Source organism: Sphingobacterium sp. UBA6317, assembly GCF_002440385.1.
Taxonomy (GTDB): domain Bacteria; phylum Bacteroidota; class Bacteroidia; order Sphingobacteriales; family Sphingobacteriaceae; genus Sphingobacterium; species Sphingobacterium multivorum.
The window spans coordinates 40265-53141 of the sequence record NZ_DJTD01000005.1 but is presented as its reverse complement, the minus strand read 5'-3'; the positions used below and the strand labels follow the sequence as shown (position 1 = coordinate 53141).

Sequence of the window (12877 nt, the reverse complement as noted above, 5' to 3'; positions counted from 1 at the left end):
TACATGAAAAAACTAGCGATGTTGGCCTGTTTACTCACAGGAGCAACACAATTATTTGCACAGCAAGATACAACTCAAAATACCCAATTGTCTATCAGTGGTTACCTTGAAGCATATTACCTTCGGGACTTTAACAACCCAATTGGAAATACACGCCCAGGCTTTGTATATAGTCACAACAGAACAAATGAAGTAAACATAAACTTGGCACTTTTAAAAGCTGCGTACGAAACAACAAATACACGTGCAAATCTTGCTTTTGGTGTCGGTACATATATGAATGCGAACTACAGTGCGGAACCCGGTGTCTTAAAAAATATTTACGAAGCGAATGCCGGTGTTCGTATCTCGAAAAAACATAATCTATGGATCGATGCTGGAATATTTTCATCCCACTTGGGCTTTGAAAGCGCTATAGGAAAGGATAATTGGACTGTAACAAGGAGTATTTTTGCTGATAATTCCCCTTATTTTGAAACCGGCGCAAAAATATCCTATACATCCGCATCAGGAAAACTATTTTTAAGCGGGCTTATTTTAAACGGATGGCAGCGGATTCAACGGGTGGATGGTAGCAGTTTACCTGCATTTGGACATCAATTAGTCTATAAACCGACAGCTAAATGGACTATCAATAGTGGTTCTTTTATTGGCAGTGATAAAGCGGATAGCGTCAGACAGATGCGCTATTTTCATAATCTATATGCCATTTATCAAATGAATGAAAAGCTGGGAATTACATTCGGATTTGATATTGGAGCGGAACAAAAAGCAAAAGGTAGCTCAACGTACAATGTATGGTACACGCCTGTGTTAATTGCACGATATGCGACGACCGAAAAATTTAGCTTAACAGCAAGAGGAGAATATTACAACGATAAGCATGGTGTAATCGTTTCGACTACGACAGATCAAGGTTTTCAAACGTTTGGCTATTCTTTAAATGCAGATTATGCAATTCTTCCCAATGTCGTTTGGCGCACGGAACTACGTAATCTCACCAATAAAGATGCTATTTTCCTTGATCGGACAAATAAGTTGGTGAAAAATAGTTTGACGGCTGTCACAGCACTTACAGTTAGTTTTTAAAACAATCGTTCCTGTCGTGTGTTGGATCGGCAGGAACTTTCTGAAATGAAAGGCAAAAAAATGGAAGAAAGGAAAAGCGCTGAACACTTTTTGGACCTTATCCGAAAATCGAGAAGAGGTCGCTTCAAACTTTATATCGGCATGAGTGCAGGCGTCGGAAAAACTTACCGCATGTTACAGGATGCCCATACACTTTTACAGGGAGGAATCGATGTGCGTATTGGCTATATTGAGACACATAATCGGAAGGAAACCCATCAATTGCTGGATGGTCTACCCGTTATAGCCCGACGCCATCTTTTTTATAAAGGCAAACAGTTAGAGGAACTGGATCTTTATGCTGTTTTGAATTCACATCCTGAGGTAGTCATTATCGATGAGCTGGCACATACCAATATTGAAGGTAGCAAAAATACCAAAAGGTGGCAGGATGTTATGGAGATTCTGGAAGCCGGGATTAATGTGATCAGCGCTGTAAATATCCAGCATATTGAGAGTTTAAACGAGGAGGTTAAAGCGATTACAGGGGTTGAAGTGCAAGAACGTGTCCCTGACAGTGTTATTGATTCCGCCGATGAAGTCGTTAACATTGACCTTACTGCAGAAGAACTTATCATCCGCCTAAAAGAGGGCAAGATCTATGACGCTTCAAAAATTCAGGCAGCACTTCAAAACTTCTTTAAAAGCGAACATATCTTGCAATTGCGGGAAATGGCGTTGAAAGAAGTGGCTTCCCAGGTTCAACGTAAAGTGGAGATCGAAGTTCAACCTCAACGATGGGTACGAAAGGAGCGTTTCCTGGCTTGTATAAGTTCCAATGAAATAAAAGCAAAAAACGTGATCAGAAAAACAGCGCGCTTAGCAGGATATTACAATAGCAGTTGGTTTCTGCTGTATGTACAGTTGCCAAAAGAGCGTGGCGATCGGATAGCCTTAAATAAACAGCGGCACCTGATCAATAACTTTAAGCTGGCGACAGAACTTGGTGGTGAAATTATCAAAGTGGAAAGTCATAGTGTGGCAAAAGAGATTATCGCTTTGTGCGAGCTCCGCAAGATCACCACAGTTTGTATTGGTAAACCACGATTATCTCTTTTAAGGATGTTACTTGCTAAGGATACATTTAGCAAATTGCTGACGCAACTGTCGACCGAAGACATCGACCTGATTATATTGTCATAATGATAAAGGTAAATTGTGAATAAGATGAAAATAAAAACGAAACTTACCTTTGGTGTAGGATCACTTTTTCTCATGATCTTTCTACTCGCCACTTTAAGCGGCTGGTATGTAAACCGGTTAAAAAAGGATACCGCAAATATATTGACAGCAAATTACAACACGCTGCTGTATGCCAAGAATATGTTATTGGCTTTGGAGGAAATTCCTGTTGAAAAAACTGCTTTTAAGAACTTCGAGGTCAACCTTGACAAACAACGGAGAAATGTTACTGAAGTCGGAGAGCAACAAACAACGAACGCGATTGCTGAACATTTTTTAAAACTGAAATATAAGCCCTTAGACATCACTATTATCTCGTCCATCAGAAAGGATATTGCTTTGTTAATGGAGCAAAATATGACGGCAATTTCTAGGAAGAGTATTGTTGCGGATCGCACCGCAGAACATGCAATTTTGGTCATTTCATTTGCTGGGGCACTCTGTTTTATTATTGCTTTTATATTGCTGGTCAATTTGCCGTCCAATATAGCTGATCCCATAGCAAAATTGACAGCGAGTATTCGACAGATTGCAGGACAGAACTACAAAGAACGAATTCAGGTACAGAGCGGAGGTGAGTTTGCTGAACTCGTCGCTTCATTCAATTCCATGGCAGAGAAACTTGAAGAATACGCTGAAAGTAAACTTGAAAAAATTTTAAAGGAAAAAAGTCGAATCGAGTCTCTTGTGGATCATATGCATGATCCGGTGATAGGCTTCGACGAAGAGCGACGTGTTATTTTTGTCAACGAGGAAGCGCTTCGCATCACCAATCTACATAAAGATCAACTTCTCGGAAGATCTGCTTTGGCGGTTTCAGATGAAAATGATCTTGCTAAAGATATTTTTAAAGACCTGTTCCTTCCCGTGGAGCAACGTGAAAAGAATGCTGTTAAAATTTATGCGGACGATAGAGAAAGCTATTTTGAGAAAGATGTTATCGATATCAATGTTTTGCCGACTGGTGAACTGGAATCAAAGTTTATTGGGCAGGTGGTTATCCTAAAGAATATTACGCCATTTAAGGAACTTGATCTTGCAAAAACAAACTTTATCGGCACCGTTTCTCACGAGTTCAAAACACCTATTGCTGCGATTCAGATGGGGGTTCAATTGCTGGAAAATGAACAAATAGGCCATCTGAATACCGAACAGCTCACCTTGTTAAACGGAATAAAAGAGGATTCTAACCGACTGCTTCAAATAACCGGTGAACTGTTAAATATGACCCAGGTTGAAAGTGGTTCCATCCAAATTAACTTACATACGACAGAAATACAGCCTATTATTGAATATGCTATCATGGCGAATCAATTTGCTGCGAATCAAAAAAATATACACTTTGTTATCGAGGTAGATCCCAAAGTGAAAGCTATATTTGCTGACAATGAGAAAACTGCTTGGGTTCTTACCAATTTTCTTTCCAATGCGATACGTTACTCGCATGAAGATTCGGTCATTCGTATAGGGGTGGAAAATAACGAACTTAAAACAAAATTTATCGTTACCGACAGCGGGCAAGGGATCGAGCCTAAATATCTGGATAAAATATTTGCACGCTACTTCCGTGTACCAGGGTCCAAAAAAGGTGGAACAGGACTTGGTTTAAGTATTAGTAAAGAGTTTATAGAAGCGCAAGGAGGCGAGATTGGTGTTGAAAGTGATTATGGCGCAGGAAGTTCTTTCTATTTTTCATTACGTACTGCTATTCCCGATAATTAATACATACTAATCGGATGGTGTCTGTTCCTATAGTGTATTATGACAACACGACAAAGTTGGATCAGATGAGAACAGTTTTTGAGATTATAAGTGGTGCCGGCGAGCCACTCATAATCTCAAAAATGGATTAATGGTTAACTAAAGCCATAGCACCTTCGCTGTATCGAGCTCCGATATTAGGGTATTTATGGAGTATTTCATCAATTGTTTTTAAATCATCATTCGATAATTGTATGTCAAGGGCGCCCACATTTTCTTCCAGGTATTTTCTTTTTTTAGTTCCTGGAATAGGAATGATGTCATTTCCCTGTGCCAGTACCCACGCTAAAGCGAGCTGTATAGGACTACAGTTTTTATCTTTTGCCAGTAGAGAGAAGTCGGCGACCAATTGTGCATTGTTCAAAGCATGTTCGCCTTGATTACGCGGTAAGGTTCTTCTAAAGTCGTCCGAAGCGAGATTTTCTAGATTTAAAGAATTTGAAAATAATCCACGCGCTAGCGGTGCATAAGGAATTAAACTTATCCCCAATTGACGTACAGTCTTTAGGATTTCTTTTTCTACATCGCGTGTAAGGAGCGAATATTCGCTCTGTAAAGCAGTTATAGGGTGTACGGCATTTGCTTTGATGATTGAGGCGGGGGATGCTTCGCTTAAGCCAAGATACCTCACTTTTCCTTCTTTAACCAATTCCGCCATAGCGCCTACGGTCTCTTCGATGGGAATATTGGGATCTACGCGATGTGCATAATAAAGATCTATGGTATCTATTCCAAGGCGTTTTAAACTTTTTTCCACCGCTAATTTTATCCATTCGGGCGAGCCATCGAAGTAGGTGTTTGCCGTACCACTTGGACCTGCTACTTCATCTTTAAAGCGAAACCCAAATTTTGTTGCAATAAAAACTTTGTCACGGTTGGGAACAAGTACTTTTGAAATAAGCTCCTCATTGGCACCGTTGCCGTACATATCTGCGGTATCCCAAAAATTAATGCCTAGGTCCAATGCTCTTTCCAATGTAGCAATGCTTTCTTTCTCGTCCGTAGGTCCGTATGCAAAGCTCATTCCCATACAACCTAATCCAATCGCAGAGAGTTTTTCATTTGTTGTTCCAAGATTTCTATATTTCATAATAATGACATTTTGTTTAATACAAAAGTACACATGGAATAAACGAAGGGAGTTAAGACAATCAAACAGATTGTTATACAATTCAAACAGTACCGCTTCGGACTTGGTTTGGGGACATCCCAGTTTGCTTTTTGAAGAAATTGGTGAAATAGGAAGGATATTCAAATCCTAGGCTGTAGGCAATATCCGATATATTCCAATTGGTATGCAACAACAAAGCTTTGGCTTCTTGGGCCACACGGTTTGCAATGTGTGTACTGGTGGTTTTGCCTGTGGCTTCTTTTACCGACCTGTTGAGGTGATTGATATGAACCGAAAGCGCATGAGCATAATCTGCAGGGCTTTTCAACTGTAGGCTAAGCTGAAGGGTATTGATTGGAAATTGTCTTTCTAACAGCTCAAGAAATAGTCCCGATACCCTGGTTGAAGCGTTGGTATAAGATCCAAAACTCGCTGCGGGACTCGATTTCATGGTTTCATGAATTAGAAGATGTAGATAACTTCGCAACATATCATCTTTATGAACGTAGCTTGAGTTCATTTCAACTATCATCTTCTGGAAGATTGCAGAAATTTCTGCTAATTGTGTTTCATCCGGAAAATAGATCGGATTGCTGCCTATCTTGAACAGCGGGGAGTCTTTTAGACTTTCTATCCGTTCACTATGCTGTATAAATTCCTCTGTAAATATACAATACCATCCTGATTGTTCTGAGGATTCCGGTTCCCAAGCATAGGGGACAACCGGATTCGCAAATAACATGGCCGGTTTATCGATTTGTATCCACTTATCTGCGTAATATAGTTTTCCACGCCCTATAATAAGGGAGGTTTTATAAAAATCACGGCGATTGTACGGAGATACGACAGTACAGGATTCTCTACTGAAAACATTGAAATGCCCAATTCCGGTATTATTTAGCGGCAAATCCAAATTAGTTAAACCTGGTTGCCTTTTGTAAAAATCTGTTACACTTTCGGCTGATTTCATATCACTAAATTAAAAAAAAGTGAAACAATCCTAGGTCATAAATGGATCAGTTTCTCAAAAATGAATTCCAATTTTTGGTTAGCTAATGGTATTTTATTTAAACTGTTTGTGATCTTGTTCGTATTTTTGCGTTATCCAATAATTGTTTTTCTTTATCACAAAGATACCCTTTACATGTTATGGCCATGATTAAAATTTATCATAATAAAAATTGTAGCAAGAGTTGTAATGCATTGGAAGTGCTACAGCATCAAGCTGTGGATATAGAAGTGCAGGAGTACTTAAATGATGTTCCAACCAGAGACCAGTTGATTGAATTATTGGGACAACTCAATTTAAAACCTTTGGAACTTATCAGAAAAGGAGAATCTGTTTTTCAGGAAAAATTCCAAAATCTTCATTTGACCGATGAGCAATGGATCGATGCGATGTTAGCGTATCCGATCTTAATTGAGCGACCTATCGTTGTAAAGGATGGTGTAGCCGTAATTGGTCGACCTATTGAAAAAGTTGTAACGCTCATTCTGGCTAAACAATAAGTTGGCTTGATCTTTGTAACTTCTTTTTTATGAAGCATTTTATGAATATATTGACAGCCTTGTTCGATATTTTTAAACTATTTGTCTGATCTAACTCATACTTATCTTCAGTGATCTGAACAGACTATTATTTGAGCAAATTAAGTTTATTGATGTCAAATAGGCTATCTATGGTTATGTTTACTTAATCAAGGGCTTGCTGACGTGTTCGGATGCAATATGCTGGTCATTTTTTTCTTATCATTTTCAAGGGCAACAAAGGGAAGATCAGACAGTACTCGGATTCTAACTTTCGAAAGTGCTTGTTCAGTGATTACTCAGTGCTTGTTCAGTGATCATTCAGTGTAGACTGAATAAACAATGATTGACTACTGTCTAAAAATTGATTTAAAACTGTTATTAGATACAATTTGGTATCAATGTATTTCAGTTTTATCCTTGATGTCTATGACCTACTCTAGTAAATACGGAAATCATACAGTCTACTTGTATTTAATTGGTTAAAATATTTGAAATTAACTATTGTCATGTTGTTTTCAAATATTGATTATTAAGCTACAAATATCGCTAAGTTTTGACCTAATATGGGTTGCAGATTTAATGGATGAATAATTATGTGCAGATTTACGGTGATCAATGAAAACATGGGATATGTTTTCACGATTTTACAGATTTAAATACTTCATTAAATATTTTTAGTTTGAAAAGAGTCCTCATTATCCTGTTCATATTGCTGGTTTCATTTTTAATTGCAGCGTTTTTTATAAAAGTCAACAAGAGGGAAACCTTACTCTATAAGATACAGCAGTGGGTTAGCTACGATGCAGCAGATTGGGAAAATTACGAAAAAAATAAGCAGCTATTGGCTTCCGGAGCCACCGAAGTAACGACGACAGAAGTGACGGCTGCCGAAGATGATCTATATCCGGTCTATACGAATCGCATATCGCCGGAATTTAGGGCTTTAGAAATCGAAAAAATTAAAAAAGCAGATTTTGGGCGATTAGTAATAGCAAAGTTACGACCCGATCATGAGGATGCACAAATTGCATTAATTCATCTCACAGTTCGTAAATTGACCGATGTGATAATCAATCAGAAGATTAATATTAAAGTTGGAACTTGTTTTGAAAACCCAAAAACAGCAGGTAATTATCGCTGTGTAAGTTGTATGATTTTACTTTACAATCGAGAGAAGAAAGATTGGGTTGAAGCTCCAAACGGCGAGAATTTCTTGAAAAATGCCTATGATTTCTACCAGGCGTCCGAAGGGGATATTTGGCAAGCACGCGAGCTGTCCATGAGAATCCCGTACGATTATGCGCTGGTAGCAAAATATAGTAAGTAAGATTTCTTTTAAGTAGTTAATATCAATACCGTTATGTTTAAATTTTTGAAAGAATTATTGAATGCGGCAAAGGAAGGTGTAAATGAAGCCAAAGATGAACTTACTTTGAAAGCCGAAGAGGAAAAAAGGGCGGGAAGTTTAGTACCTGATAACACTATACTTCTGAATATTCCTTATGAAGAACAGTTTGGTAATGCGCTAGGAGCCGCATTTAGAGTGATTGTTTTTGGGGATTGGTTTACAGTATTCGGAAGTACCGGAGATGATGGTAGTTATCCCATTCACTTATATCAATTTGGTAATTATCCAAGAATTGATCAATATAGAAGTGATTTTATCAAATTGCTAAAGAGAGATTTTGGTATAACGGATAGAGAAACTTGTCTTCAAATGTTGAGTTCATACTTTACGTTACTTGGGATAGAAAAGACAGGGACCGCATTGGAGGGAAAAAACGGTAAAATTGATGCATCCATTTGGGATATCTCCAAATCAGGGGTAAATGCCTTTGTTGTTGCTGTAGTAAGTCATATTACGACATCCGCAACGGACGTTGGATATTTACCAAAACCTGTGGCATTAAATGTTCTCAAGAGTTTGTCACTATATGCGAGAAAGCATTTTATTGATTGGTTGCAATTTTCAGATTATTTCCTGGAAGGAGAAGATCAAGTTGGTGTAAACAGTAAAATTGGAAAATCTTACTTGAAAAGGTATATTGGGTATCTTAAAGAAAAGAAAGGAAGTCCTTGGAATAATATCGCATGGTAGAATGGTAATCATTCCGTCTGAGTGTTGTCTCACGTGGCCTTCACATCCACTACATTTTACAGCTTTGGATTTGCTTTATCAATTTGAACAACAAATCGCTCAGAAACAACTCGGTGACCATAGGTATTTCGAAGGATTAGATGCTATCGAGAAAGATGAAGGGGGAATTCCGATGTTCTATCTGACTTGTGGAAGTTAATTTCTTTTTGTGGAATAAATGAATTCTAAAGGCATCATTTTGGTTCTCAGATGTGTGTTGATCGTTGTCATGTTGATAGAAGTCTATAGGAAAAATGTAGCTAAGAAATATTTATACGGTGTTAAAAAAAGCTATGAAATGAATGATCATTTTGAGACAGATAAATTAAGAAAACTGTCATCACGTCCCTTTTTATTTGGTATAGAAGATAATCTGCTAAGTGACGAAGATTATTTTTTTGATGAAAATTATTTCTACGCTGTCGGTCGAAGAGGCGGGGAAGGTAGATCCTTTAGGTTAGTGGATATCATTGCGCTTCGTAGGACATCGACTCAAATTAATAATCACTATATCTGGCAAGTCGTCGTTCAATTGGATAGTAAGGGACAGTCCATTTTCAGTTTTACGCATAACTATTCCCTCTGGAATAGGAATTTCTATGCTTTTTATCAAAAAATACGGGAACTAAATCCACATGCAATCAAATCAAAATGGAGTTTGTGGAGGATGTAACAAATTCAATTTCAGCGTTTGTTTTGTACTGAAAAAGTTGTCGTAACTAAAACCGTAATCTAATAACTTTTGTTATTTTAAGTAAAACGTTATGGGCAAATTACGATTATTGATCATGAGTGTGTTGGCAATTTTTATTTATGGAGCTTGTCAATTTCCTCAGCGCCCACCACAATCCAGTACAAATGAATCTAATCACAAGGCACAGGAATTACCTTCTAACGTAACCTTTTTTGGTGGTGGAAGATCTAAGGAAATGAATATGGTATCAGGGAAAACAGATACTATTTTCATTTCAGTCCATCAGGCAGATTCGGTTCTTATCAAAATAAAAACTCCCATAGATACAGCCAATGTACGAATTAGTCAGCTTTTTCTGCCCGATGGTTCTTCTGATGGTCCTTTTGGCAAGGAGTTTACCTATAGATTTAAAGATATTGGCCAATATCATATTACTGTGAATGAGAATAAAATGATAGGGAATCATTATTCAGGGCCATATATAGTGCAAATTGTGCCAATAGTTCAATCTTTCTAGGCTATTCGACATCACCTTTGTATTTAATCGTATTATTTACATAAAGCGCTGATTTTTTAGCATCGTATCTATAGTTATCCTTCTGATAAATGTCATTCTCAACTTTATCCAAGATAACGGTTTTTTTACTGTCATCAGGTAAGAATAATTCTAGCTTTGATTTGTCCTCGCTAAGGACAACAAAGGCACTAATGACAGCTTTTCCTTCTTCTTTCTCCGTTGGATTTAGGCGTAAGCCAACATTAAAGACCTGGATACATCCTTGTTTGATCTCACTCCAAGTTTGTCCTGCCGCGACCAAACAACCGTGCTCATCCTTGTTGCCGCCGATCGACGAGGTTGCTTCTTCCTTGCTTTGATCAACTGCTTCTTTGGATTCATTGTTCTTGGGAGTATTATTACAGGCCGTGAAAGTAACAAGACTCATTGCTATAAATGCTAATTTTCTCATTTGAATCGGTTTTTATATGTTCCATGAGGTTCGTACAATAAATATACCACAGTCATCAGTTTATTCTTTAATCGACCCACTACGTTAGATTTTCCTCCTTTAATTAGCTATAAAGTGTATCTCTACAGTATCGCAGAAAAATGTGTAGCGTAGGTCAATATTGTCATAGGACAAGTCGAATTTCTGTATAGTTTATTAATATTGTGATGTCGTTCAATGTAGCCTTTTATCTCAGTACATTGAACGGAATGATTTTAAACCGGTGTAGATAGATAAAAGGATTCTTATCATTTAAAACATCCTATGAAACATAAAGATCAACCTGTAAAAAAATTGGTTTCGGTTATTTTAGTTGAAAAGCAGCTAGCCGATGTTTGGAAATACTGGAATGATGCTGATGCCATTATGCAATGGAATATTCCATTTGACGATTGGCACTGTCCGGCTGCTGGTATCGATTTTAGGGAAGGAGGGATGTTTAATTTTAGAATGGAACAAAAAAATAGTCGCGAAGGATTTGATTATGTGGGTGTGTACGATGAGATTATTTGGATGGAGTCTATTGAAAGTAACAGTGGGGGAAGAAAGTGTATTGTGGAATTTCAGGCGATTGACAACAATACAATTATTCGCGAAACTTTCGACCCTGATCCGTTTACAAGTTTGGACCTGCAACAGTCTTTTACCGATGGGGTCTTGTTAAGTTTTAAAAAATTTATAGAAAACAAATCGCTGTAGAAGCGTGTTGCTAATGATAAAAATATAGACCATTTAGTATAAATTATGCGTGAAATAGAATCGAAAAGCGGTTATGCACCTGCTAACGGGATAAAACTTTACTACGAAATATTTGGCACAGGAAAACCTCTCGTTCTTATTCATGGTGGTGGCTCCTCCGGTTTTTCGGATTTTGAGGAGACTGTAAAAAGGTTGCATGATCAGTATCAGTTGATTTTGATAGATCTCCAAAATCATGGAAGATCCGATCATCGATCCTCAGCTGAAACATTCGAGCAGGATGCCAAAGATATTTTGGCTGTTCTAGATTTTCTTTCCATCGGAAAAGCTTCGTTTTTTGGCTTTAGTAATGGAGCGACAACCCTTTTGAAATTTGCGACGATGTATCCAGACAAGGTCGAAAAGCTGATAGCAGCATCTGGAAATACCAAAAGAGAGGGGCTTCTGGATGGTTTTTTTGAAAGTATGGAAGCGTCAACTATTAACGATATGCCGCCATTTCTGAAGGAGAATTTTATGAATCTGAACCCAGATCCAGAGAAGTTTAGAAATATGTATGAAAAAGACAGCCAGCGCATGATACACTTTCAGGATTTTGACGCCGAATCCTTAACGCGTTTGGCCTGCCCCGTATTTTTGCTAGGCGGAGACCAAGATGTTGTGAAAACGACACATTTAGCTGCTATGCAACAGCAGATTCCTGCTGCACGATTACTTATTCTACCGGCAAATCATGGCAACTATATGATGGCTGATTTTAATGGCGATGTCAACGTTGAACTGATTGATTTTACATTAAAACAAGTACAACAATTTTTGTAATCTAAATGATGTTCGGGTTATCGAATAACGGAGCCCTAATGATTTATCGGTAATTACGCATATTGCGTTCCAATTTACGCATGCGCTGTTCATTTTTCCCGTCAACACGCGATGCAACCGCCCATATGGCTGCGGGTATCCAACCAAGTATAGTTATCTGAAGGATCAAACAGAGAATGCCACTTAGAATTTTACCACGTAAAAAAAACGATAACCAAGGAAGTAAAACTGCTATTAGTATCATAAGTAAAAGGTTTATAAACATTAAAATACAAAATTACGGTATTCACTACTAAAAATTGCAAATAATATCAACTTAAGCAAAATAAGTAGTTTTTTTAGAATTGTAATGTATTGATATATAGTGCTTAGTGGTTTTGTCCTGTTAGCTTATGTAAATGTTAAGAAAACTTAAAACATGCTATTGGATAGCCAAATTTAAAAATTTTAAGGAGGAGTGGCACCAAAGTTGATGTTTCCCTGTCGAATATTTTAGATGCAGATTACATATAATAAATGACGGAAAACATGGGAAACGATAATAATATTATTGAGAATTTAAACAGCAAATATCATGGATATCTAGAAGATGAGGGGAAATGGCTCAATGAAGGATTTAAGAATATTTTCATCGATGGGGAACCAAGTAAAGCAAATCTGAAAACCTCGGTTTATCTGATGTTACCCCAAGAGATCAGAGAATATGTCGATCAGTTGTTACCCAACGATTGATTATAAAATTATACGAACAAGTAAATCAAATTAAAAGTTTACTAGGATCAGTTTGTCCTGATTTTAGTAAACTT

Annotated in this window: 16 protein-coding genes; 12 read left to right on the top strand and 4 right to left on the bottom strand. The window is 37.6% G+C overall.

Going from position 1 to position 12877, the window contains the following annotated elements; genetic code table 11:
- Positions 1-3 precede the first annotated feature (3 nt).
- The 3 genes from B3E92_RS00805 to B3E92_RS00795 are packed head-to-tail and all read left to right on the top strand — an operon-like array spanning position 4 to position 4032.
- Positions 4-1089, top strand: coding sequence for a porin (locus tag B3E92_RS00805; RefSeq protein WP_286894891.1), 1086 nt, complete (start codon positions 4-6; stop codon positions 1087-1089).
- Between the two features lie 60 nt (positions 1090-1149).
- On the top strand, positions 1150-2271 hold the full coding sequence (locus B3E92_RS00800) for a histidine kinase (protein WP_070565435.1): 1122 nt from the start codon (positions 1150-1152) through the stop codon (positions 2269-2271).
- Between the two features lie 24 nt (positions 2272-2295).
- Positions 2296-4032, top strand: a complete 1737-nt coding sequence (locus B3E92_RS00795) for a HAMP domain-containing sensor histidine kinase (protein ID WP_070565433.1) — start codon at positions 2296-2298, stop codon at positions 4030-4032.
- A gap of 127 nt (positions 4033-4159) precedes the next feature.
- Here B3E92_RS00795 and B3E92_RS00790 read toward each other — a convergent pair whose 3' ends face one another.
- Together B3E92_RS00790 and B3E92_RS00785 are read right to left on the bottom strand one after the other, a co-directional pair.
- Positions 4160-5161 (bottom strand): aldo/keto reductase, encoded by a 1002-nt coding sequence (locus B3E92_RS00790; protein WP_286894889.1) that lies wholly within the window; start codon positions 5159-5161, stop codon positions 4160-4162.
- 82 nt (positions 5162-5243) lie between these two features.
- The gene (locus tag B3E92_RS00785) at positions 5244-6152 is read right to left on the bottom strand and encodes a helix-turn-helix domain-containing protein (protein WP_286842605.1); all 909 of its coding nucleotides are present in this window, start codon (positions 6150-6152) and stop codon (positions 5244-5246) included.
- A gap of 185 nt (positions 6153-6337) precedes the next feature.
- Here B3E92_RS00785 and arsC point away from each other — a divergent pair, with 185 nt between their 5' ends.
- From arsC to B3E92_RS00755, 6 genes are all read left to right on the top strand, one after another.
- Positions 6338-6691, top strand: a complete 354-nt coding sequence (arsC, locus tag B3E92_RS00780; protein ID WP_286894888.1) for an arsenate reductase (glutaredoxin) — start codon at positions 6338-6340, stop codon at positions 6689-6691.
- A 700-nt stretch (positions 6692-7391) separates the two neighbouring features.
- Positions 7392-8039: a hypothetical protein gene (locus tag B3E92_RS00775; RefSeq protein WP_286894887.1), complete on the top strand. Its 648-nt coding sequence runs from the start codon at positions 7392-7394 to the stop codon at positions 8037-8039.
- A 33-nt stretch (positions 8040-8072) separates the two neighbouring features.
- Complete coding sequence (locus B3E92_RS00770) at positions 8073-8810, top strand: DUF1266 domain-containing protein (protein ID WP_286894885.1); 738 nt, start codon at positions 8073-8075, stop codon at positions 8808-8810.
- Between the two features lies 1 nt (position 8811).
- Positions 8812-9009 (top strand): hypothetical protein, encoded by a 198-nt coding sequence (locus B3E92_RS00765; protein WP_115045789.1) that lies wholly within the window; start codon positions 8812-8814, stop codon positions 9007-9009.
- 138 nt (positions 9010-9147) lie between these two features.
- Complete coding sequence (locus tag B3E92_RS00760) at positions 9148-9522, top strand: hypothetical protein (protein ID WP_286894883.1); 375 nt, start codon at positions 9148-9150, stop codon at positions 9520-9522.
- Between the two features lie 91 nt (positions 9523-9613).
- Positions 9614-10060, top strand: a complete 447-nt coding sequence (locus B3E92_RS00755; protein WP_112376194.1) for a hypothetical protein — start codon at positions 9614-9616, stop codon at positions 10058-10060.
- Position 10061: 1 nt separating this feature from the next.
- Here the strand turns inward: B3E92_RS00755 and B3E92_RS00750 are convergent, their stop codons facing one another.
- Positions 10062-10511, bottom strand: coding sequence for a hypothetical protein (locus tag B3E92_RS00750; RefSeq protein ID WP_286894882.1), 450 nt, complete (start codon positions 10509-10511; stop codon positions 10062-10064).
- A 303-nt stretch (positions 10512-10814) separates the two neighbouring features.
- Between B3E92_RS00750 and B3E92_RS00745 the strand changes: the two genes are divergently transcribed.
- A complete protein-coding gene (locus B3E92_RS00745; RefSeq protein WP_070565417.1) occupies positions 10815-11249 on the top strand; it encodes an SRPBCC domain-containing protein in 435 nt (144 codons plus the stop codon).
- A gap of 45 nt (positions 11250-11294) precedes the next feature.
- Positions 11295-12071 carry an alpha/beta fold hydrolase gene (locus B3E92_RS00740; protein ID WP_286894881.1) on the top strand — a complete coding sequence of 259 codons (777 nt, stop codon included), beginning with the start codon at positions 11295-11297 and terminating at the stop codon, positions 12069-12071.
- 43 nt (positions 12072-12114) lie between these two features.
- Here the strand turns inward: B3E92_RS00740 and B3E92_RS00735 are convergent, their stop codons facing one another.
- Positions 12115-12315: a YqaE/Pmp3 family membrane protein gene (locus tag B3E92_RS00735; RefSeq protein WP_046674694.1), complete on the bottom strand. Its 201-nt coding sequence runs from the start codon at positions 12313-12315 to the stop codon at positions 12115-12117.
- A 284-nt stretch (positions 12316-12599) separates the two neighbouring features.
- On the opposite strand from B3E92_RS00735, the gene B3E92_RS00730 reads away from it, so the two are divergent.
- The gene (locus B3E92_RS00730) at positions 12600-12803 is read left to right on the top strand and encodes a hypothetical protein (protein ID WP_139144971.1); all 204 of its coding nucleotides are present in this window, start codon (positions 12600-12602) and stop codon (positions 12801-12803) included.
- Positions 12804-12877: the final 74 nt, after the last annotated feature.